This is a genomic window from Thermogemmatispora tikiterensis (assembly GCF_003268475.1).
Classification (GTDB): Bacteria; Chloroflexota; Ktedonobacteria; order Ktedonobacterales; family Ktedonobacteraceae; genus Thermogemmatispora; species Thermogemmatispora tikiterensis.
This window is the reverse complement of sequence record NZ_MCIF01000002.1, coordinates 1,858,717-1,881,944: the sequence shown is the minus strand read 5'-3', so window position 1 is coordinate 1,881,944 and position 23,228 is coordinate 1,858,717. Positions and strand designations below refer to the sequence as shown.

The 23,228-nt window shown below is 60.6% G+C and carries 16 protein-coding genes; 6 read left to right on the top strand and 10 right to left on the bottom strand.

Annotation, left to right across the window (positions count from 1 at the left end):
* Positions 1-23 precede the first annotated feature (23 nt).
* The 4 genes from A4R35_RS07545 to A4R35_RS07530 all read right to left on the bottom strand — a co-directional run bounded on the left by A4R35_RS07545 (position 24) and on the right by A4R35_RS07530 (position 3,239).
* On the bottom strand, positions 24-905 hold the full coding sequence (locus tag A4R35_RS07545; RefSeq protein WP_112428055.1) for a hypothetical protein: 882 nt from the start codon (positions 903-905) through the stop codon (positions 24-26).
* 213 nt (positions 906-1,118) lie between these two features.
* A complete protein-coding gene (locus A4R35_RS07540) occupies positions 1,119-1,526 on the bottom strand; it encodes a helix-turn-helix domain-containing protein (protein ID WP_146747139.1) in 408 nt (135 codons plus the stop codon).
* A 279-nt stretch (positions 1,527-1,805) separates the two neighbouring features.
* The gene (locus A4R35_RS07535) at positions 1,806-2,474 is read right to left on the bottom strand and encodes a LysE family translocator (protein ID WP_146747138.1); all 669 of its coding nucleotides are present in this window, start codon (positions 2,472-2,474) and stop codon (positions 1,806-1,808) included.
* Positions 2,475-2,537: 63 nt separating this feature from the next.
* Positions 2,538-3,239 carry a dienelactone hydrolase family protein gene (locus tag A4R35_RS07530; RefSeq protein ID WP_112428049.1) on the bottom strand — a complete coding sequence of 234 codons (702 nt, stop codon included), beginning with the start codon at positions 3,237-3,239 and terminating at the stop codon, positions 2,538-2,540.
* A gap of 333 nt (positions 3,240-3,572) precedes the next feature.
* Between A4R35_RS07530 and A4R35_RS07525 the strand changes: the two genes are divergently transcribed.
* A complete protein-coding gene (locus A4R35_RS07525; RefSeq protein ID WP_112428047.1) occupies positions 3,573-5,537 on the top strand; it encodes a HEAT repeat domain-containing protein in 1,965 nt (654 codons plus the stop codon).
* A 223-nt stretch (positions 5,538-5,760) separates the two neighbouring features.
* Positions 5,761-7,242 carry a serine/threonine-protein kinase gene (locus A4R35_RS07520; protein ID WP_112428045.1) on the top strand — a complete coding sequence of 494 codons (1,482 nt, stop codon included), beginning with the start codon at positions 5,761-5,763 and terminating at the stop codon, positions 7,240-7,242.
* Between the two features lie 184 nt (positions 7,243-7,426).
* Here A4R35_RS07520 and A4R35_RS07515 read toward each other — a convergent pair whose 3' ends face one another.
* Complete coding sequence (locus A4R35_RS07515) at positions 7,427-9,193, bottom strand: CocE/NonD family hydrolase (protein ID WP_112428043.1); 1,767 nt, start codon at positions 9,191-9,193, stop codon at positions 7,427-7,429.
* Positions 9,194-9,460: 267 nt separating this feature from the next.
* Between A4R35_RS07515 and A4R35_RS07510 the strand changes: the two genes are divergently transcribed.
* Positions 9,461-10,246 carry an IclR family transcriptional regulator gene (locus A4R35_RS07510; RefSeq protein WP_112428041.1) on the top strand — a complete coding sequence of 262 codons (786 nt, stop codon included), beginning with the start codon at positions 9,461-9,463 and terminating at the stop codon, positions 10,244-10,246.
* 421 nt (positions 10,247-10,667) lie between these two features.
* Complete coding sequence (locus A4R35_RS07505; protein ID WP_189361488.1) at positions 10,668-11,363, top strand: FHA domain-containing protein; 696 nt, start codon at positions 10,668-10,670, stop codon at positions 11,361-11,363.
* On the opposite strand, the gene A4R35_RS07500 is transcribed toward A4R35_RS07505, so the two are convergent.
* From A4R35_RS07500 to A4R35_RS07480, 5 genes are all read right to left on the bottom strand, one after another.
* Positions 11,335-12,165, bottom strand: coding sequence for a hypothetical protein (locus A4R35_RS07500; protein ID WP_189361486.1), 831 nt, complete (start codon positions 12,163-12,165; stop codon positions 11,335-11,337). The two genes, A4R35_RS07505 and A4R35_RS07500, sit on opposite strands and share 29 nt — an antisense overlap.
* Positions 12,166-12,427: 262 nt before the next feature.
* Entirely contained in the window at positions 12,428-12,904 is a 477-nt protein-coding gene (locus A4R35_RS07495) for a DinB family protein (RefSeq protein WP_112428035.1), read from the bottom strand.
* A gap of 446 nt (positions 12,905-13,350) precedes the next feature.
* Complete coding sequence (gene acnA, locus A4R35_RS07490; RefSeq protein WP_112428033.1) at positions 13,351-16,044, bottom strand: aconitate hydratase AcnA; 2,694 nt, start codon at positions 16,042-16,044, stop codon at positions 13,351-13,353.
* Between the two features lie 797 nt (positions 16,045-16,841).
* A complete protein-coding gene (locus A4R35_RS07485) occupies positions 16,842-18,404 on the bottom strand; it encodes a sensor histidine kinase (protein WP_189361485.1) in 1,563 nt (520 codons plus the stop codon).
* 5 nt (positions 18,405-18,409) lie between these two features.
* Positions 18,410-19,126, bottom strand: a complete 717-nt coding sequence (locus A4R35_RS07480; protein ID WP_112434070.1) for a response regulator — start codon at positions 19,124-19,126, stop codon at positions 18,410-18,412.
* A gap of 561 nt (positions 19,127-19,687) precedes the next feature.
* Here A4R35_RS07480 and A4R35_RS07475 point away from each other — a divergent pair.
* Both A4R35_RS07475 and A4R35_RS07470 read left to right on the top strand, forming a co-directional pair.
* Entirely contained in the window at positions 19,688-21,292 is a 1,605-nt protein-coding gene (locus A4R35_RS07475; RefSeq protein ID WP_189361483.1) for a tetratricopeptide repeat protein, read from the top strand.
* Positions 21,293-21,412: 120 nt separating this feature from the next.
* The gene (locus A4R35_RS07470; protein ID WP_189361481.1) at positions 21,413-23,212 is read left to right on the top strand and encodes a protein kinase domain-containing protein; all 1,800 of its coding nucleotides are present in this window, start codon (positions 21,413-21,415) and stop codon (positions 23,210-23,212) included.
* The last annotated feature ends 16 nt before the right edge of the window (positions 23,213-23,228 follow it).

Genomic DNA, 23,228 nt, shown 5'->3' with positions numbered 1-23,228 from the left:
ACAAGGGTAGCTTTTCCTGCGTGTCAGAGGAGATCTTTGCCAGTAAGCAACTCGGAGCGATCATTTCCGTCCTGATCCTGAAGGAGCGTGCGCAACTGCTCCAACTCTGCCCCAGTTGGCGTACGCAGCGGCTGCTGTCCCGGCTCGCCTTCGAAGAACCGTTCCCAGGTTTCCACCTCGGCGATACCGTGTTCGTAGTGGAGAATGATCACCTCCTGTCCGCGTTCGATAGGCTGACCATCGACGCTACGGGCTGGTACGCTCTTACGCAAACCGCCGGGCGAGACATAGATGACCTCGCCGATGCTATTCTGGCGGATTGGCAAGCTGACCTTACCGATCAGGCCTGTGCGGTCCGAGACATCCTGAATGGTCTCGGCCTCGCTATCTCCGAAGATGCGGAATAGCAGCGCCAGCACCAGCCCGGCCAGTAGCAAGCCTGTGATGAGGGCCAGAAGTAGCGAGAAGAGAACATCCAGATGGGTAGCGTTATGGAAAACATAGCCGAAGAAACCGAATCCGAGGAGGAAGAAAATCACGCTCCAGGGATTGACAAAAGTAAGCAGATGGGAGAACCACAAAGCAGATGTTACCTGAGAGGGCTGAGAGGGCTGACCGCTCGGGCTGGCGTGCCCGGTGTGAGTAGAAGCGGGAGCCTGGCTACCCTGGCTCACCTCGGACACCACGTGGGCCTGAGGATCTGCCGAGCCTGGATGAAGGTGGGGCAGATGCACATGTTGGGCGAGGCCATGCGGACCGGTCGATGCGTGGGAAGCAAGGCCGCCAGCATGATGGGCCAGGCCGTGCCCCAGACCCCCGAGCAGCGCCGAAATGACCAAGAAAAAGGTCCCAAACAGGAAACAACCAATAAAGACGAGCGAAAGCGGATCAGTGGCAATGACCATAACCCGGCTCCTTTGCTGCTGCTGGTGCGCCTCTGCTCCCGGCTCGCACGAGAGCATCGTCGCACGCTCTTCCTTCAGATCCACTGTGTATAGACGCTTCACCTTTGAAGGTGTACAACGCCATGACCCTTTTCCTGTAGTGCTGTCCCCCCAAAAGGAAGGGGCGGGCCCAACCTTGCGAGGGAGCTGATCCTCTGGCCAGTCCAACTGCAACTACGAGGTCACTTCCCGCTCTGTGGAGCCCGTGCTGGGCGCCGTCAGGGTGCGCACGAGCTGCTCTAGCTCGGCCAGGGGCAAGGCCAGCAGCTCACTGAGCAGCGCCAGATAGCGACGCGGGTCCGTTGTGCGCGCCAGGGCAGAGAAAAAACCAGCTACCTCTGGCTCTGTCTGCCACTCTTCTGCGCTAGCCTCCAGCCAGGTAGAGAGGCGATCGCTCTCTTCTGCCACGTCGGTCAACAGGTCGGTGCTGAAGTCGGGTGGGTCGCTCACCAGATAGCCTGGATGCACCTTGAAGAAGCGCGCCAGCAGATCACGGGTAAAGGCTGTCAGGTGGACCCGCTTCCCGCTCTCCAATTGCGAGAGGTAGGCCTGGCTGATGGTCTCACCGAGTTCCTTCTCCATAGCGGCGACGACTTCTGTCTGCGTCATAGGCCGATTGAGGCCGCGTAGCTCTCCTTCCACCTTCCGTAAATGCCTGAGCTTCTCAGCGAGATCCATAGTGCCTCACATAGCTATTTGCTAAATCACCTTTTCTACTATAGCGATCTGCTATCAATATGTCAAGAAAGAGAGAATGAAAAGAAAGCGCCCAAAACCAGCTTGTCGTCTTGGGCCAGCCTGCCTCGCCCTGCCAGCGTCGAGGAGCGACGGCCAGGCTCTCTGGCTGCCTGGTACCTGGTCCTAGAGCAAACTCCTCAGACCCTCAGCGAAGAGCCAGAGACCGAGTGCTATCAGCAGCAAGGCGCTTAAGAAAAGCACCAGATGATAGAGCGGTCCCTGGAGACAATGCCGGCTCCGATTGACAACAAAAGAGATAACGAGCTTGGTGCCAACCAGGAACGCGTAGAAGCCGAGCAGCAGCAAGATGGGACCGCTGGTCCCCTGTTCCTCATAGTTACGGATCAGCAGCTGGGCCCCCACTGTGCCCCAGAAGAGATAGGGATGGGGGTTCAAGGCGTTGGTCACGACAGCACGCCAGAGGACGCTGCTGCTGGCAGCGCCAGCGGGGATAGGGGACGAGAGGGCCTGTGAGGGAGCAGCGCCATGAGCGTAGCGGTAGGCAGTCAAAGCCGTCTCGCAGCCCAGGTAGAGCACAAAAAGGCCCCCGGCCACCGCCAGCCAGCCGAGAGCGCTGGCCGGCAACTGGCTGATCAGCAGGACGGCCAGCACGATAATAGGCAGATCGGTGATGAGCGGAGCCAGTGCCACAAGGTTGCCTGCGCGCCAACCACGCTGCAGCGTCTGCGTGATCAGCAGGCCAAGCATCGGACCCGGGCTGATACCGGCGGTGAAGCCGTAGGAGATGCCCAAGAAGAGAGCGGTTAACATCGGTGGCGCAATAACTGGCACCTCGTTCCCCGTCCGGGTGGCCTCCTGGCCGCTGACCGGTTCGAGGAACAGCGGCCAGTCTGCTTACTGGCTGAGCTTCTCTTTGAGGAAACGCACAGCCAGCGGCCAGGCCTCGGCAGCGGCCTTCTCGTTGCCCATGCCGTGCATTGGGTTCAGGAAGGCATGGCCAGCATCATAGACCTTGACTGTGATGTCCTTGCCCGCCTCCTTGTAGACCTGTTCAACCTTCTCGACCTGCTCCATTGGGATACTGTCGTCGTAGCGGCCATAGATCGCCAGAATGGGTGCAGTCACGTGAGCCACATTCTCGGGCTGGGGATCATAGCCGCCGGCGTAGAAGGGTACAGCCGCAGCCAGATCGGCGTAGCGTTCAGCCACTTTGTAGGTCAGCAAGCCGCCGACGCAGAAGCCAATGAGGCCGAGCTTTTTCGGTTCCACCGAGGGCATGGCCTTCAGGGTCTCCAAAGCTCCGATGATCTCCTTGGTGGCGCGATCCATCTTCTCGTGGATCATTGTCATCATCATCTTGAGCGCATCATTTGGCTCTGTGGCAATTTTGCCGTGGTAGAGATCGGGCACAGCCACAATAAAACCCTCGGTGGCCAGCTTCTGCGCCAGGTCTTGAATGTGGGGCTCAATGCCCCACCATTCCTGAATCATCACAACACCGGGGTGCTTCTGGTCATCGTCCGGCTGGGCCAGGAAGGCGTAGGCGCCGTTGCCATTGACTTTGAGATCTACCAGCGAGGTACGTATGACTGCCATTGCTCCGACTCCTTAAGAAAATAGTGCAGTGCATTTCTGGCCTGCGGTCGCCTCTGCGGTATGCGTTGCGTGCAGGGGTTACCCCTATAATTATATACTAGACTGACCGGCCTGGCGCTGGTAGGGCCTGACAAGGTGGACTATCCTGCATAGTCTGAGGCGTCGGGAGAGGTCTGTCGTTATGAAGAAGGCTGGCCGCAACAATCTTGACTGGAGAAAGCGGAAGCGCATACAATAGCGAAGAGCCTGGCTGACCGCTGGTGCCGCCGGCAGGAGGCTGTATGGCCCCAGTTGATCCGCACGAGGATACTGAAAGGAGGATACTGCAAGAGAATGACAGACGTCTATCATGATCAGCCAGAGCCAGCAACGTCGACGTCGGGGCAGGAGGCCCGAGCGACGCCAGTCTCGGATGAGGAGACGCTCAGTGTGGAGATGAAGCCGCAGGCAGCGTCGGCGGCACAGGAAGAGGGCCAGGCTCTTGCAGCCGAGGAAGGAGCGGCGTCGTCGGCAAGGCCGGCAGAGGCCACGGAGCAGCTTGGCGAGAGTGGGGCAGCGGCGACGGCGACTGATCTGGAAGGGAGAAGAAGGCCGCTGGAGTATGCTGCCACCCCGGAGCATCTGCTTGCGCGTCAGCCACAGCCTCCCCTGGATGTCGAATCGCTGGCGGTCAGGGAGCGCTTGAGCCGGCTCCGTACCGATGTCATGACCCTGCTCACCGATCTGCGCTGGGGGGTCCTCAGTGTGGAGGAGGCAGCCAGGCGCCTGGTGCCTCTACTCGACTTCAGTCCGCTACCCCAGTGGGCGCCAGTGGTCACTGCTCATCTGTATGAAATAGACCGCGCTGGTAGCCTGATACCGGTCTGGCAGGCGCTGATCGCGCGTGGCGACCCAGGCGACCAAGAGCTAGAACAAAGGCCACTTCAGGCCAGTAGTCCGGCGGAGACGCCTCTGGGGAAAGCCCGCCGCCTGGCTGTGCTGATGCTCGGCAGCTATAAAGATACGGAGCTGACGGTCCTCCTCGGGCGTCTGGCCCTTGATCCGCATCTTTCCTTTTATGCCGCGCAGGCCTTGCTGCGACAGAACACTCTCTTGGCGCGTCAAACGCTTATGCGAGCGGCAAAGGAAGCCGAGGGCTGGGCGCGTATAGACCTCATCGAGGCCTGTCTGAAGTTAAAGCAGCCGGGCTTCTTTGACCTCTTGCTGGCCCTGGGTCTGGAGGGCATTCCGGGACTCGAAGCCTATGTGGCTCCCTCGCTCTATCGGGCCATTCCTTTAGAGGCCTATCTTGATCCGCCCCCAGAGGTGACGCTGCCTTCCAGGCTTATCCAGCATGCCGCTCTGGTCTGTTACTATGTCTGTCTTGAAAGCATTCGGAGCGCCAGTGTTCAGTCTGAGCAGCCGCCACTGGTCTTTGAACGTGAGCTACAGCCGTTGGTGCAGGCTCTCTTTGCCAGTGCACGCCGCTATGGAGGCTGGCCGCAGGTCGTGGCGCTGCACCAGTTTGCTCTACTGCTGGGGCGCTACTGGAGTGGTATCGTGCGCGGCCTCATTCGCGAACCGCGGATTATCGATCCCGTTACGAGCTGCCTTCCCCTGATGCCTGAGATCGAGCGCTGGATGAATGGACCGGCACGCGATATTTTGCTGGCGGCCCTCCACGACCGGAATGAGCAAGCCTGGTCGCCGGTTGTGAGGACGCTGCTAGATCTGCGCGAGCTACGGTTGTGTGCGCCCCTGCTGGCCGCCTTGGAAAGAACCAACCGTCTGGAGAGCGCTGAAGAGGCACAGCGCCTGAGCCTGGCCTGTGAAGCTCTGGCCGCTCTTGGAGAAAGACGGGCGCTAGATGTATTTCGTCGCCTCCTCGCAGAAGTTGTTGTTCTCTCGGAGCGCACTGCTCTGGCCCAGCGCGCCGATCCCCTGCCGCCTGAAAATGAGCGTGTGCCGGGCAGTATCCTTGCCGTAGCCGTGCTGCGTTCTCTGGCTCTGCTTGAAGCGCGTGAGTGCCTCGATCTCGCAGTGCAGGCCTGCCGTGACTTCGATCCGGTTGTGCGCGAGGCCGCTTTCATGGCCCTTATGAGACTGGACAGCAGCGGTGAGCAGTGGAGCAGCCGCATGGCTATGCGTGAAGCTCTGAGCGATCCGGCCCCGGCGGTGGCGGCTTTAGCCTGCCGTCTGGCTGCTCAGTATCGCGATCGCGAGTCACTACCGGCTCTGCGCTACTTACTCCAGTCGCGTCCATCTGTGCGTGAAGCTGCCGCGGCAGCGCTTGCCCAGCTGGAGCAGGCTGTGGCCTAGCAAGCCTAGGCCCCGGCCCAAGGCTGGTCTGGTGGGTGGGGGAGAGGGATGAAAGTGCCCTTTCTCTCGCTCTTCTGCCGTCTTGTTTCGTAGCCCCTCTGTATACTATACAATAGGAACCAGAAAACTCTCTTGGCCCGTCAGGGAGCATTACTGTACCTCTCTCGCGGCTCCTTCCTGGCGAGCTTTCTCTCTGTTATCCAGGTAGTGAGGGTCAAACGGAATGAATATGTTGGTGGGGAAGACGCTCGGTGGATATCGTCTCTTACGGCTCCTCGAAAGTGGTGGGATGGGGGATATCTATCTTGCCCAGCATGAACGGATCGGGCGCAAGGTTGCTATTAAGGTCATCTGTAGCGATCTCCGCTCTGCTCCACTCTCTCCCGAGGGTATACAGGCTGCTCGTCGCTTTATCCGCGAAGCGCGTGCTGTCGCTGAGCTGGAACATGAGCATATTTTACCCCTTTATCATTTTGGTGAAGAGACACTGGAGCCGGACTCAACGGTTATTACGTATCTGGTTATGCCCTATCTTTCTGAAGGCTCGCTCTGGAAGTGGCTCCAGCGACGGACGCAGCAGTACGGCTTTAGCTGGCCTATTTCGGCGGAGGAGGCTGGCTACTATCTGCTGCAGGCGGCCTCGGCCCTCCAGTGTGCCCATGATCATGGCATTGTTCACCGTGATATCAAGCCGACGAATTTTTTGATCCGCGTCGATCGCGGCCCGCTCAGTCCTACGGTGGACGCCGAGCGGGCAGCTCTGCTGAATCGCATCTTTCCGCATGGCCGGCCTCATCTCTTGTTGGCTGACTTTGGTCTGGCGACCTTTTACCGCCAGGGCCGTTCGTTTCATCGCTCTGTCGGGACGCCGCTCTATATGGCGCCGGAGCAGTTTGACGATCCCGCCCAGGCTGATGCGGTGGCTGTTGGTCCACCTGCCGACCAGTACGCGCTCGCGGTCATGATCTATCAACTTGTCACAGGACGGGCGGTCTTTGAGGGGACTGCCAGCCAGCTTCTGCATCATCACCATCATACTCCTCCGACGCCTCCCAGCGTCTATAATTCTTCTTTGCCGCGAGAGCTGGATGAGATCTTCCTACGAGCATTAGCCAAGAAGCCCGAGCAGCGCTTTCCAACGATTCTGGCTTTTGCCCAGGCGTACGACGCAGTGATCCAGGCCAGGTTGCAGGCGAGCGCCCAGCTGCATCAGCAGCGCAGCGAGGTGCGAGCGCTGGCGGTGGCGGCCAATCATGCCGCTTGTCTGGCCTTGCCCGGGCCGGTCGAAGAGCGGCTGGTGACGCCGAGGCGCACACCGCAGCCGGAAGAGGTGCCGCTCAAGGCCGCGGCCCAGCTCAGGCGGGCGCAAGAGGAGCGGGAAAGGCGCCAGCGACAGAGGCAGACCCCGACTCCTGCCGCGGTGAAGCAGGCGGGGCAGGAGGGAGCTGCGGAAGAGAGCGAGCCAGCTCCTGCCCCGGAGCCGCTGAGCGAGAGCGAGCGCGGTCTGGAGGTCAAGGCCAAAGCTGTCGCCCGTCCACCTAAGCCGGAGCCGTTCTTACTCACAAGCCGCTTGCTTGTGCTGACGCTGACACTCCTGGCCATAGTGATTCTGCTCGGCGGCCTCCTGCTTTTTTTGCTGCTGCTAGCAGGCCATCTCGGCATCTTCTCCCACACCATGCAGACTGGTGAGCGTCTCTGGTGCTGAGGGCCGTAGTGGCCTGGTTCACGGCGGTCAGGCATGGCAGCCTGACATAGGCTCTTTGACCACAACCCCGGAAACGCTGCTGACGCGGTGTGGTCAGCCGCGCCAGGGCCAGCAAGCACACGATCTGATCAGCGAATGTGCCGCGCACCGGTGGCCAGGGAGGCTTGATTGCCGTCTGGCACAACTAGTGAGGCACAATCGGCAGAACAACATAGGAAGGGTGCTCGCGATTATGGAGAATCGTCTGCTGAGCGAGGATCATCTCGGCGCTAGCCCCCAGTGGCTGGCCGGTATTTGGGTTGCGGTCCCAGCGAGGGAAATTGCTGCTGGTGATATCCAGGCGGATACGGTGGCCTGCTTTAAAGAGATTGCTGGTCGACCACAAATCGATCACGTATTCATAGGCTTTGCCAGGCTCAATCAGCGAAGGGTCGCCACCTCGCGGCGCATGGCGGTAACGGGCCCGGATGATGCCATCGGTCAGGTTCTGGGCGTAGCCATCGGGATGGACGTCGACCAGGCGAGCCACAAAGTCGGTATCGGGAGCGCTGGAGACGGCCCACAAATGAACGCGGATAGGACCGGTGACCTCCAGGTCTGCCTGCAAGGGGGCGCTGGTATAGACCAGGACATCGTGGCGGCTCTCTGTGGGTCGCTGGTCAAAAGGGCCAGCGGGGTACTCGGGGGCCATCAGCAGAGCGCCTCCGCGTGTGAGCACCGGGTTGGCGGGGTCGTAGGTATACCGGTCGGCGCTCTCATCCTCGGGAGGCTCGGTCGAGAGAGTGCCGTCGCCGTGCAGGGTATTGGCGTGGCCCTGGCTATGCAGGTAGTAGCGCGTCTCGACGGCGCGGGCCAGCGGCCACTCCTGCTCGTCGCGCCAGATATTGGCTCCCATCACGAAGATCTTGATGGGAGCCTCCTGGAGGATGCCATTCTCGATGCCCTTGAGCCAATAGTCGAACCAGCGCAACTGATAGGTCATGAAATCCTGCTGCAGATTAATGAATGCAGTGGTCGAGGCGAAGCCAAAAGTCTGCTCACCAACCAGGGTCCCTTGCGAAGTATGGGCCCAGGGACCGATCAGCAGCTTGCTCTGACGGGCCTGGGGGGTGGCGCCGTGCTGACGCATGGCGGTGAAATGCTCCAGCGTATCCTGCAAGAAGATGTCGTACCAGCCGCCACCGTTGAAGGCTGGCACGGTCACACGGTCGTGTTTGCCGCTGATATTCATATATTCGGCGGCGGCGCGCTGCATCGGAAACTCCAGGGCCAGGAAGAACGCGGGTGCAATCTCCTGGGTTTTCAGCGGGCGGAACTCCTTGAGGGGCAACGACCAATAGCCTTCCTTGCCCAGTGCATCCATCTCCTTCGCCCAGAGCGCAATGGCCCGCCCCAGGGCCTGGGGGTCGTTGCGGTACCGGCGCATCAGCACGTCCATACCCATCTGCAGCTGCCAATGGGCCATTGTACCCAGCTCCAGCGCACCGCCCCGGAAGACCACCCCATTAAAGGGGTCGCTCCAGGTGAAGAGCGGAATCATCGTCTTCAGCGCTGGGGGCTGCTCGACCGCTGCCGACCACTGGGTGAAGCCGAAGTAGGAAGCGCCATACATTCCAACCTGCCCGTTGCTATAGGGCAGGCGCGACGCCCATTCAATCGTATCGAAGCCGTCGCGGGCTTCGTTGGCCATCGGCACCCAGTCGCCTTCAGAAGTAAAGCGCCCGCGTGTGTCCTGCACGATGACTACGTAGCCGCGTCTGGCGGCCTGGACAGGGTCCAGAATGGCGCTACCCAGTGGCAGATCCTTGCCGTAGGGCAGGCGTGTCAGCAGCACTGGCCACTGTCCTTCACCAGCCGGTCGGTAGATATTCGCACGCAGCGTCGTCCCATCGCGCATGCGGGCGGGGACATCATAGTCCACGACGACTTGCTGACCCGGTTGCGTTGTCATAGATGCTGAAACTCCTTCTTGCAGATGCCTGGCCTGGCTCTGGCTACCTTGGTGGCGCCTGGCCGGTCAGAGGTGACCAGGCCAGGCCAAACCGGACCTGACGAGGCCCAGCTGGGCCTGAATGATCATGGTGTATGATACAACGTCTCACGAGGAGAATGCCAGTCTTGACACTCCCTCAGCCGTCTGACTATACTGCCACTCATCAATTATGGGACACTCTATTCCGGCAGGCGAACCAGGCAGGCCGGTATAAGGGGGAGACGTATGCGGCATGGAGCGCCCCTGGATGGCGAAAAGACTGTCCAGATTGTCCATCGGATCGCCAGTGTGCTGCGCGCCTTTCATAGTCGCCGTTTGCTAGGGATTACTGACCTGGCCCAGGCGACGGGCCTGCCCAAGTCGACGACGCATCGTTTGGTGACAGCCCTGGTGAATGAGGGTTTACTGATTCAGGATGAAGATACGCATAAATACGGTTTAAGCTTACATGTTACAGCCCTGAGCGCGAGCGTGCTGAGTTCTCATGCAGTACGCAAAGTGGCCCGGCCTATTCTAATGGAGTTGCGCGACCAGACGCGCGAATCGGTCCATCTGGCCGTGCTGGAAGGGATGGAAGTGGTCATTATCGATACAGAGGATTCTTATTTCTTTGTGCGCGTGGTGAACGTGCCGGGCCAGCATCTACCAGCCCATGCGGTCTCAACCGGTAAGGTTTTGCTGGCCTATCAGTGGGAGCATCGCCTCAGCGAGTTGATTGGCCAGATGAAGCTGGAGCGCTACACCGAACGAACGATCACTGATCCCCGGCGCTTCATCGAGGAGCTACGTCAGGTCCGCCTGCAAGGCTATGCCGTCTCGTGTGGTGAGCTGGAGGAAGGAGTCGATGCCGTGGCGGCACCCATTTTTGATCATCTTGGAACAGTGGTAGCCGCTGTCTCGATCGGGGGACCAAGCGAGCGCTTTCATCCACGCCTCTCCGATTTTATTGGGGCGGCGGTGCACGCGGGCCAGCGCATCTCTCAGGCCCTGCGCTATGTAGGCTGGAATTAGAACAAACGACTGGCTGCCTGCTGCCACGAGTCACTGCCTGTCTTCGTCGCTGCTCCAGAGTAAAAACACGCGACGGGCGCTGTCTCCGGCTAGTGGATCGGTCATCCTGCGGTGTCCGTGGTACTATAGTATGCTACAATCAATGCGGGAGGGAAGAGGAAAGCATACTCTACTCGCCCCAGTGCTTAGGCCGCCCCGCCGCTCACGCGGTCTCAGTCACGGCCCTGGGCCAGGTCGCTGGTGGAACGGCCAGCTGGTCGCCCGTCTGGGAGGGCCTTGGCGAGACCAGGAGCGGCGCCTCTGCCCGCTTGCCTGTGAGCCTAACCTGCGAGAACAGAGAACTGGATGCTGGTCCATGCGGAATGTGTTTTGGTTGATGCGTACTCGGGAACACAGACGCCTCAGCGAGGAGTGCCACCAGATGTTGCGAGAGTCTTCAGAGCAGCCAGGGGTCGCCTACTTGGTAATTCATCGCGAGCCGTTGCCAAACAAGCGTGTTGAGCTGTGGAATGAGTGTACAACTATAGGCCGCAGCCGTGACTGCGACATTTTCCTGGAGGATGTCAGCGTCCATCGCCGGCAGGCGAGCATCCTGTATACGCCTCAAGGTTACCTGCTGCGTGATGATCATGGAAGTGGCGATAGCTTTGTGAATGGGCGGCCCGTCAGGCAGGCTCTGCTGCGCGATGGGGACGAGCTACGCTTCGGCAATACTCGCCTCACTTTCTATGCCCATGAGGGCACGCGTCCTTTCCAGCTGGCCTCTTCACGAGGGAAGGAGCTGCATCTGACCAGGCAGCCCGATCCCGCAACCAGCGTGATTGCTCGCCTGGAGCTGGGCAATGTCAGGGGGGTCCCGCGCACCTTCGAGCTATTGCCCGAGATGACCATTGGCCGTAGTCGCGATTGCGATCTCTTTCTGGAAGATCTGACGGTCAGTCGTCTGCATGCCACGATTCGTCAGTTGCCGGATGGGCGCTACGAGCTGGAAGATCGTCGTTCAGCCACCGGCACTTTTGTCAATGGCCAGCGCGTCTCGCGCTGTATCCTCAAGGAAGGGGATGTGATCCAAATCGGCAATCACCGCATCATTTTTCGCCTGGTGCCCCCTTCCTGAGCACGGCTGCAACCGCTCGCAAGTGCTCCTCATAAGGGTCTGGCGCGCCCGCGCCCTGGACTGCAGGCGCTTCGTAGGCGTGAGTCTCCTGGATAAAGCGCAGGACCTCTGGAGGCACATCGCGGGCGTGGACGGTCGGGTTCTGGCGCACGCGCGTCGAGGAGATGTCTCGATAGGCTGGATCAAAGGGCAGGGCCTGGACTGCCTCGGCAAACTGGCGATTCTCGGGCCGCGCCAGAAGAGCATGTAGCTCCTCTTCGCCATTGCTCCCACGCGGAGCTACCAGCAGATGCGCCAGGCGGAAAAGCTGACGCAACGCCGCATCGCGATCGCTATAGTAGCGCGGATCAAAAATTTGCACAATCTTGTCAAAGCCAACCAGAAAGGTAAGGCGGCTGACCTGGGGAAAACTGCGTTGTACGGCCTCTGCCTGCTCAACGTAGAGACCACGGTTAAACAGCAGCAAGCCCACGCTGGGAAGCTCGTGCTGCAGAACTTGCTGCAGTAATACCAGGCGATCAAGCAAGGTTGGGCGCTCGACATGTTCTTTATCAACGATCTGCTTGCTCATGGCGGCATAGACCATAACATCACCTCCTCCCCACTCTTGGGCCTTGTGCAGCAAAGAGAGATGCGCGGTGGTAGGAGGATTGAAGGATGCGGGAAAGACAATGATATGGCCCCGTGGCTCTGGCGAAGGGGGCACGACGATTGCTTTCGGCGGTTCGCGCGGATCGAGCTGATCTAGCAAAGCCTGGAGAGCGCGGTACTGCTCCTGTAGCTCAACTGGTATCTGTCCCATGCGCTGCTCGCTCCTCGTCAACATCTGCTTGATGCTGCTGGGGTATGGCTGCTGGCGGCCAGGGGTATGGCTGCTTCTTCAAGCATAGCATATGCCGGGGAAGACCGAGGGGAGGAAAACCTGCCTGTCTGTCTGCCTGCCGAGGCCCCTAAGCTCAGCTGCTGGCCACGGAGCAGAGACAACCTCGTCCTCGGCAGCCTGGCGAGGTCCGGTCCGGCCACCGTGCAGCAGAAGGGAACCTGGGTGAGCTGGTCACTTCTTCCTAGCGGAGGTGATCGCGGAAGGCAGCGATCTGCGCACTATGTTCGCGCTTGTGACCGTAGTACATATAGACGATCAGGTCATCGAGCGAGTAGGGATCACCATACCAGGGCAGGGTGCCTGTCTGACGGCAGGTTTCCGCTGGAATGCGGGTGATCAGCTCCATCGTCCGCTCATGGGTTGAAACATACTCCTGGAGCACCTCAGCGAAACTGGATGCCTTGCGCATCGCCACCTCGGCCTCATTGAACTGAGGCCCCAGCTCGGTAAAGCGCCCCAGGTAGGGAGTGGGATCGTCTTCGAGGAAAGAGACCAGGACATCGACCAGGACCAGCTCATATGAGGCCAGGTGAGCAATGATATCTTTGACTGACCAGACCCCGCACGCTCCACTTTGCTCACGCGCCGACTCGGGAAAGCCTTCAAGTGTTTTCATGACCGTCAAATGACCGTATTTTAGAACATCGCTTGCATTCATCGTTTCTTCCTCCTCTGCGCTCTGACCGGAGGGAACAGCGTGCCACCCCCACGGTGATGCCACCAGGCCGCTCCTTCCGGCGTCGCGACCGATCGGCGCTTACTCTGGTAACAAGAGGCAGGGGAAGGCGCGGCCACAAACAAGGTCACAACCAAGGCGGTGCCAGCTCAAGGTCATCTCTTGCCCGCCGTATCGAAGCGACCGGGTTATCCTAACCGATAGTGGCGCTGCTTGTAAACCGCAGAAGTACTGGCTGGGGAAGGAGAAGAACAGTCCACTGGGTCGACGGACAGGTTCTCAACTACGAGAGCAGCCAAAGGCCTCGCCGAGCTGCACTCACATGCGAAGCGTCCCTGGCTGCTCTCCACACCTGCAGGGCGGCGATCTCCCCTCAGAAGATGCCTTCGGGCCTGTCGAAGCGTATTCTGCCTGGTCGGCAGGCCGAGCTAATCCTGGATCAAGCGGCGCAGGACTGTGGGCAGAATGCCCCCATTCTTATAGTAGGTAACATCAACCTTGCTATCCAGACGCGCGATGGTCTGGAAAGTAAAGGTCGAGCCGTCCTCACGAGTCACGTGCACCGTGACCTCCTGGCGCGGTTGTAGATCGTGCTCGATGCCCAGGATATCATAGCGCTCATGCCCTGTCAGACCCAGGGACTCCTTGTTCTCGCCAGGGCGGAACTGCAGCGGCAGAATGCCCATACCGACCAGGTTGCTGCGGTGGATACGCTCAAAGCTCTCAGCGATGACCGCGCGAATCCCCAGCAGGAGCGGCCCTTTAGCGGCCCAGTCACGCGACGAGCCTGAGCCATATTCCTTGCCGGCAATGACCAGCAGCGGCACGCCTTCCTCCTGGTAGCGCATAGCCGCATCGTAGATGGTCATCTCCTGACCATCGGGCAGGTGGAGCGTATAGTAACCCTCCTTACCGCCCACCAGGCGATTGCGCAGGCGGATATTGGCGAAGGTACCGCGCACCATCACCTCATGATTCCCACGACGCGCTCCGTACGTATTGAAATCGCGTCGCTCCACACCGCGGGCCAGCAGGTATTTGCCCGCGGGACTCTCGGGCGAGAAGCTACCAGCGGGCGAGATATGGTCGGTCGTAATGGAGTCGTCCAGCATCACCAGCACCCTGGCCCCCTCGATGGCCTGCAGAGGAGGAGGCTCAAGAGCCATGTCCTTAAAGAAAGGCGGCTCCTGGATATAGGTCGAATTCGGGTCCCAATTAAACAGGGGTCCTGTCGCATTGCTGAGCGAGCGCCAGTGTTCGTCGCCCTCGAAGACGTGGCTGTAGTTCTTCTTAAACAGCTCGGGTGAGATTGCGCGGCTTACCACCGCATTGATCTCCTCCTGGCTTGGCCAGATGTCCCGCAGATAGACTGGCTCGCCGTTAGCATCGTAGCCGATAGGGTCCTTCGACAGATCGATGTCGACTGTGCCGGCCAGAGCGTAAGCCACGACCAGCGGCGGTGAGGCCAGGAAGCTTGCGCGCACCTGGGGATGGATGCGGCCCTCGAAGTTGCGGTTGCCCGAAAGCACCGCTGCCACTACCAGGTCATTAGCCTGCACGGCCTCCGCCACCGGCTCCGGCAGAGGGCCACTGTTTCCGATGCAGGTCGTACAGCCGAAGCCCACCAGATGGAAGCGCAGTGCCTCCAGATAGGGGAGCAGGTCAGCGCTCTCCAGGTAGTCAATAACGGCCCGCGAGCCAGGGGCGAGGCTGGTTTTCACGGTCGGCTTCACGCTCAGACCGCGCTCCACGGCATGCTTCGCCAGCAGGCCGGCGGCGACCATCACCGAAGGATTGGAGGTATTCGTACAGCTCGTAATGGCCGCAATAGCGACCGCCCCATCGCTGAGCGTCGTCTGCGTATCGCCAATGCGCACAGTGGCGCTGCGTCGATGACCGTTGCTGCCGATGCGGTCCGCGTAGGTCTCGCGGAAGACCTCTCCCACGCGCGCCAGCGGCACGCGGTCCTGAGGGCGGCGTGGACCAGCCAGGCTGGGCTCGATCGTTGCCAGATCCAGCTCCAGGAGATCGTCGAAAAGCGGCTCTGGGGCATCGTCGCTGCGGAAGAGACCCTGAGCGCGGGTATAGTCTTCGACAAGCTGGACCAGCTCAGGATCGCGCCCTGTATTACGGAGATAGCGCAGCGTCTCCTCATCGACAGGGAAGAGTGTCGCGGTGGCGCCGAACTCCGGCGACATATTGGCGATCGTCGCGCGATCGGCCAGGGAGAGATAGCGCAGGCCAGGCCCGGTGAACTCCACGAACTTACCCACCACGCCGCGCTTGCGCAGCAGCTGGGTGACCGTCAGCACCAGATCGGTAGCGGTGGACCCTTCTGGGAGGGCGCCAAAGATGCGTACCCCGATTACCTCGGGCGTCAGCAGGTAAAGCGGTTGACCCAGCAGCACAGCCTCGGCCTCGATGCCGCCGACGCCCCAGCCGAGTACGCCCAGGCCGTTGACCATCGTCGTATGCGAATCGGTGCCCACCAGCGTATCGGGGAAGGCGAGGCGCTCACCCTGGGCCTCTTTCGTCATCACGACCGAAGCCAGGTACTCCAGGTTGACCTGATGTACGATGCCCGTGCCTGGAGGCACCACCCGGAAATTGCGGAAGGCCTGCTGGGCCCAGCGCAGCAGCGCGTAGCGCTCGCTGTTGCGCTCGTACTCGCGCTCGACGTTGCGCTGGAAGGCCAGCGTTGAGCCGAAGACATCGACCTGCACCGAATGGTCAATGACCAGATCAGCGGGCACCAGCGGATTAATCTTTTGAGGGTCGCCGCCCATGCGCGCGACGGCGGAGCGCATCGCAGCCAGATCGGCGACGGCGGGGACGCCGGTGAAATCCTGCAGCAGCACGCGTGCTGGCATAAAAGGAAACTCCTCATCGCTGCTGGCGGCCTTGCCTGGCTGCCAGCGTGCCAAAGCCAGCACGGTCTCCTCTGTGATCAGCTCGCCATCGTAGTGACGCAGCAGATTCTCCAGTAAGATTTTCACCGTGAAGGGGAGGCGCTCCAATTGGACACCGTGTCTGGCCAGCGCCTCAAGACGGTAATACGTAACAGTGCCATAGTTCCCGCTCAGCTTTGAGCGGGCCTCGAAGGCGTCGCTATAAGTAGCCATGCTCTTCTGTCCTCTATCCTCTCATAGGTTCGCGATCTTGGGGAAAGTACAGAGCTGGTATGGTCGCTAGGGGAGTAAAGCTGAGAGAGAAGCGTAATCGGTAGCAAGTGCGTAGAGTCCGCTCACTCAGGACTGAGGCCACCGCATCTAAGGAACTCCCCTACGCCACTCGGGTTTCCTGTCCGCCAGCGTAGCGATGGGTGACGGCTACAACAGTATTCAGCTTCATTAATTATAATGGATGAGCAAGAGCCACGGCAAGCGTGCGTGAACTCCTAACCTGTATCGTACCATCTCTCAGAAGCAGGTAAATGGGGGAGGTCGTCGCTGCCGCGGAGAGTAGGAAGGGAGAGCTAGAAAGAAAGGGCGAGAGAGGAGAGAGGGAGAAAAGAGGTGGGGGTCCAGGAGGGCCAATGTGTCCGATAGAAGCTTACACAACGAAGAGTGAACACCGCACGGAGAGACAAAGATGCTACTCGTTTCAAAACCCGCAACGGGCACAAAGACCGTTCCGAGCACCGGCGATGAGTCGTCGATAATCTTGGCCCCCGTAGCCAGGTCCCGGTCCCTGGCTAGAGCTTACCGTCGACCCATCGAACCGCAGTAAGCTTCCATCAACACTGGCTGCCTCCCGGACCCCACCCAGTTATTACTATGCGTCATTGGCTGGTAAAAAGCATCAGCAGATGTACCTAATCGTCTTCGAGAAGAAAAGTGAGAAGCGCTTCGCTTTGGGAGAGAAGAACTGATCGGTCTGATCTGAGGTTGAGGGCGGCGGTGGGCCTGCAAGTGGGGCGCTACTGCTGGTCAGTGCCCGGCTGATCAGGGAGCAGAGGGAGCGCCAGGCGGACAGTGCAGCCCTGACCGGGGGCTGACTCGATCGAGAGCGTTGCGCCGACCAAAGCCGCGCGCTCGCGCATTCCAAGCAGACCCAAACCTCCCTGAGAGCCGTGTTCGCGCCCCGTGCCTACCTGTTCAGGAGCGAAGCCCCGGCCGTTGTCGCTCACAGTCACCGTCAGGCAGGCGGGTAAATACGCGACATGCAGCCAGGCCTGACTGGCCTGCGAGTGGCGCCAGACATTCGAGAGTGCCTCCTGAACAATGCGAAAGACGGCAATCTCCGCCTCTGGAGAGGTCGGGCGAGGTTCACCCGAGCAGCTGAAGGTGCAAGGGACGCCGCGCTCAGCGGAACTATCGCTGAGCCACTCCAGGGCCGCGTGCAGGCCCAGATCATCCAACACCGACGGACGCAGATCGCGGCAGGCGCGGCGCACTCCCTCCAGCGTACGATCGGCCAGATTCTGCAGACTGGCGTGCCACTCCAGATCTTTCTCCGGCAGCTGGAGCTGGCGCATGGCGCGTCCCAAACCGTCCAGGCCCAGAGAGAGCGCGATCAACGCCTGGGCGGTATCGTCATGCAGCTCACGGGCCAGACGGCGGCGCTCTTCTTCCTGGACGCGTGTGATCAGAGAGGCGTAGTCGCGTAGCTCATCCTGGCGCCGGCGTGCGCTCCGCAGATCTTCGAGCGTGCGCTGCAGTTCATTGGTCTGAATACTCAAGCGCGTACTGACCAGGGCCAGGTAATAAATAGCGAAGAGCGGCACCAGAAAGAAGAGCCAGGCCAGCTCGGCGGCAGCATCGTCGAAAATATCGACCACGGGCAGCAGCGGGCCTACGCTCAGCACCAGGGCCTGAAAGCGCAGAAACGGGGAGGTCAGATAAGCGCGCCAGGCGGCCCCGGTGGGACGTCCAGACCAACGGAACATCACGGGCAAGGCGATCAGGGCGATGAGGATCATCATGACCACAGCGGCCAGCACGCTGCCGAGCAATTCGTTGGTTTCTGCCAGGCGCCCACTATGTTGAAGGGGTAGATGCGTGTTGCCGGCCACCCAGACATAGACCGAGCCGGCCAGAAAGACGATCAGGCCTGTGCTGGCCAGGCGATAGCAGGCCTCACTCCAGGAGATAAAGCCGCGTGCCAGCGTATAGCTCTGGAGCACCGCCTGGGTGATGATTGCCGTCAGCACTGCGGCGGGCACGCTAATCAGCACGCTGGCGGCCAGATAGAAGGGGGCGGTGATATCGAAGAGAAAGAGCGGGCGCCAGGTGTCCAGGACCTGCTGCTGGGTATTTTTGGGATCGGCCAGCTCGGAGCGCAGCAGACGAAGCAAAGAGAAGCGCCCTAGCAGGGCCAGCAGCGACGTTAAGGCGACCAGGCTATAGATGGCACGTGGGCCGTAAAAGTTAGGGGCTGGTCGATAATTGTGGATAGACCAGAGCAGTAGAGGCAAAGCAATGGCCAGGGAGAGAGCAATTACCAGCAGCCGTAGCGGCGAGAACTGTGCCTGCTTGAGCATGGTTCTCATTGAGTATCGTACGTATCCTGGAGTGAGATCATCCCTCGGCGCAGGGCCTGGAGCACAGCCTCGGTGCGTGAGCCAACCTGCATCTTCTGGAAGATATTGGCCAGGTGACTATGGACGGTGCGGATACTCAGGCCGAGGCGGCGGGCGATCTCCTTATTCGGCAGACCACGAGCGGCCAGGCGCAGCACATCGAACTCGCGTTCGCTGAGCAGATCTGAGGAGCGCTGAGCCGGGTGGCTGCGGTTTGTCAGGCGGCGCATCATTTTCTCCGTCAGCGACGGCTGCAGCACTGACTCGCCTCGGGCCACGGAGCGAATCGCGTTCACCAACTCCTGGCCATGCACATTCTTCAGGAGGAAGCCGGCAGCGCCCGCCTCCAGCAGCGCGATCAGGTACTGTTCATCGTCGTAAGCGGAGAGCACCAGGACAGCGGTTTTGGGGCAGTAGGCCTTGATCTGGCGGGTGGCCTCGATCCCTCCCATACCAGGCATAGCGATGTCCATGATCGCAATATCAGGATTCAGGCGCCGGGCGGCCTCTACCGCCTCCTCTCCGCTTGCCGCCTCGGCCACCACTTCGACATCGCTCTCCGCCTCAAGCAAGCGTCGTGTCCCTTCGCGCACTAGGGCGTGGTCATCGGCGAGCAGCACGCGGATCACTCGCTGCTCTTCGTGCTCGCCATTGACTGCACCAGGGGCGATCTGTGTCGTCATCAGGCTATCGTCCTGCTCTCGTAGCTCGCTGAACACTGTCAAAACCCTCCTGCGGAGCAACTTCCTCGCAGCCAACCAGCATCAGCCAGTGTGAGACTGTTACAGCGTTTTGCTCTTACTATAGAGGATCTCGGCAGGAGAGGACTACAGCAAATCTGCTGAAATCCTTTTCATTATGGCACGGCCTGAGAGGGAAGGCAAGTCCCCCTGAGAGGGGGAGGGACAGGCGAAAATGGCCGCTGGGCAGCGCCCTGGCCGCACTTTGTGGTATCATGAGAAAAGCATGCTGGAACGTTCTCTTGACAGAGCAGGACCCTTTCGTTACAGTAGGTCGCGGGTCCCTATATGCTTGCATGCTGCTGTTCCACCGTTTCTGTGATGTCTACGTGTTTGTATGTATGAGGGAACGTTGTTAAAACGATGTGCTGAGCAGGGAGGAGGCCCATGGGGGGCTGTTTGGACGCCGAAGGTTGTGGTTATCAGAATCCTGATAAAGTGCGTTTTTGCGCCCGATGTGGAATTCCGACCAGAGGCTCATTCCTGCTGGGGCGCTATGAAATTATGGATCTGCTTTCTCGCGACCGTCAGACGGTTACGCTGCAGGCCCTGGATCACCATCGCGGGCTGCCGGTGACGGTGCGTGTGCTGCGCCCGCGCGAGGCAACGGAGCAGGAGCGGGAGGAGTTCCTGCAAGATGCGGAGCTGGCCATGTCGCTCTCTAGCCGGGTCAATGAACCGGGGAGCATTCGCGTGACCGATTATGGCCAGGATGGGCCGGTGGCCTTTCTGGTGAAGACGGAGTTTGATCCGGCGCGTCAGCCCGCTCGCCAGTTTCGTCCCCACATGACGGTGCGTGTGGGGAGCAACCTGTTGTGGTCGGAGGCTGAGGCAGCAGTGCAGGCCGCGGCTGAGGTGAGAGAGGAGGAGGAGGAGAAGAAGGGAGTCGCGGAGGATGAGGTCAGTACTGAGCGCTATCCAGCGCTGCCCCGCCGGGCCGTCCCTCAGCGCCAGACGACTCCGACAGGCGTGCGCGACTGGCTGGCTGAGGCCAACGCGCTCTATGAGCAGCAGCGCTATGAGGAGGCGCTGGCCGCCTACGAGGTGGCCATTCGCTCTCAGGGGAACCCGGTAGAGGCCTGGATCGGCAAGGGGGCCTCGCTCATGCTACTTGGCCGCCCGGAGGAGGCCCTGGCGGCCTATGATTACGCCCTGCGCTTGCGCCCGGATGATCCTGAGCTGTGGAACTCGCGCGCCAGTGTCTTGCATGAGCTGGGCCGCTACGATGAGGAGATGTATTGCTACGATCAGGCGCTGGCCCTCGATCCAAATTCGGCCTTTGCCTGGAGTGGCCGCGGCATGGCGCTGGCTGAGCAGAATCGCCCGGAGGAGGCCCTGCTGGCTTTTGACCGCGCCCTGGTGCTTGATCCCCATCAGAGCGTGATCTGGCAGGCCATGAGCGATACGCTCTATAGCTTGCAGCGCTACGAGGAGGCCCTCATTGCTATCGATCGCGCCCTGGAGTTGGAGAGCCAGCGCGCTTCGTTATGGGATATTAAGGGTAATATTTTGCGTCGCCTGAAGCAGCCCGATCAGGCGCTGCCGCTTCATGAGCGTGCACTGCAGCTGGAGCCGCGTAATGCCCTCTATTATTTTGATAAGGCGAACGACCTGCGCGATCTGCGGCGCTATGCGGAAGCGCTTGCTGCCTACGATGAAGCCCTAGAACTTGATCCTACCCTGGCCGGCGCATGGTATAATCGAGGAAACGTCTTGGCTGCGTTACGCATGTATGAGGATGCCCTTGAATCGTATACCCAGGCGCTGCGCTACGACGATGGCCTGATCTCCGCCTGGTATAACAAGGGGAGCCTCCTCCATGAGCTGGGACGCTATGAAGAAGCCCTGGAAGCTTTTGACCGCGCTTTGGCCCTCGATGCCCACTATATCGCTGCCTGGAACAATAAGGGCTTATCGCTCTTCGCCCTGGGCCGGCTGGAGGAAGCCCTGGCGGCCCTCGATCAGGCGACAGCCTTCGCTCCAGAGGAACCCGATGCCTGGCATAATAAGGCGGTCGTTCTCGAACGCCTGGGACGTAGCGAGGAGGCCCGCTCCTGTCAGGAGTGGGTACGCTCGCTGGAGCAACAGGCGGCGTTGCGCAAGACGTAGATGAGACGCTGAACACGCCGGTGGCTGCGCCCTCTCTCTGGAGAGATGAGCTGCACCTGGTTGTCGATCGCGTTACGGAGAGACTCGGAGAGACTGGAGAGACTGAAAGAGGAGGAGGGCATGCGACGCTGCGCCGACCTGGATGATTGCGGATACGAGAATCGCGAATCTGATCTGTTCTGCCGAGCTTGCGCTCTCCCTCTGTTGGGAACTGCGCTCGCCGGTCGCTATGTGGTTGAGGCTTTGATCAGCAAGGGGGGCTATGCAGCGGTCTTCCGCGGGGTCGATCGCCATTTGTCGCGCTATGTGGCGATCAAGCTCCTCCTGCCAAGCAGGACAACAGCGGGGGAGCGCGAGCATTTTTTGCGCGAAGCGCGGATCGCGGCGGCTCTGGATCATCCCAATATTGCCCCAGTGCTGGACTATGGCCGCGATGGCCCGAGCGTCTTTTTGATTATGCCCCTCTATACTGCGGGTTCACTGCGCACGCGTCTGGCCGGCGCGGGTGGCCCTTTGCCATTCTGGGAGACGGTGCAACATTTTCATCAGTTGGTGTCGGCGCTGCATTATGCTCATACTCGCCCTCGCCCGGTGATTCATCGCGATATCAAACCTGAAAATCTCTTGATCCATCAGGAAGATTATCGCCTGGTGATCACTGACTTCGGCATCGCCCGCGCTCTGGAGCCGGGCGCGCGCGTGGGCATGACGGTCACGGTGCGCGGTACGGTTGGCTATATGGCTCCCGAGCAGGCTCATGGCATTGTTGATCCCCGCAGCGATCAATACGGTTGTGCGGTCGTCCTCTACGAAATGCTTACCGGTTATCATCCCCATGATCCGCTGAGTGGCGTGATTGTGCCTCCTTCTTCGCTGAACCGCGAGCTGGCCCCGGAGCTGGATGAGGTGCTGTTGCGAGCCCTGGCGCCGCGCCCGGAGGAGCGCTACAGCGATATGCTGGAGTTTCAATATGACTTTGACCGGGCTTTGCAGCTCGGCACGGGGACGCGAGCCCTGGTGGTGCGCTCGCGCGAGGCGGTGCGGCTGCCTCCGGCCTCGGGCCCGCGGCGGGCGCTGCCTGCCCAGGTTCAGGCGGCGGCTGCCCTCCAGAGCGAGGCGGAGAGCAACGGGGTGGAGGCCCGGGCCAGTGCTTCATTGCCGGTTCAGCAGCAGACGCGTGTTTCCTCGCGTATCAGCAGCAGCGTGCGTGAGAAGTGTCAAGAGGGGGACCAGCTCTTGCGCCAGCAGCACTATGCGCAGGCGCTGCGAGCCTACGAGGAGGCGCTCCAACTCTCTCCTCGTAACTTCCATGCCTGGAATGGCAAGGGAACGGCGCTCTATAATCAGGGGAATTATCGCAAGGCTTATGAGGCTTTCCAGCGAGCGACGGAGATCGATCCCGAGAGCGCGGTGGTCTGGGTCAGCGCCGGCCTGGCTCTCCATCGGCTGCAGCGCTATCAGCAGGCCCTGGTCCATTTTGAGCGGGCCTTGGCTCTCGACCCTCATTATGTGGCGGCCTGGAATGGGAAGGCGGATGCCCAGCTGGATATGGGTCTGACGACCGAGGCGCTGGCCTCCTATGAGCAGGCTCTGGCCTGCGACCCCAATAGTTTCCATGCCTGGAATGGTTTAGGCAACGCTCGCTCGGCTCTCCACGATTTTGCTGGAGCGGTCGAGGCTTATACGCGGGCGCTCTTGATTAATCCGCGCAGCGCTGTGGCCTGGTGCAATAAGGCGGAGGCTCTTCTGCGCCTCGGCCACCATCGCGCCGCCCTCGATGCTTTGAATGAGGCAACTGAGCTTGATCGCAGTTATGCCCGCGCCTGGATGCTGAAGGCTGAGATCTATGAGCTGCTCGGCCAGTATCAGGAGGCCCAGAAAGCCCGCCGCCGGATGAGGCCCTGGGGACCGTTGAGCTGATTTTGCGCTTTTCCAC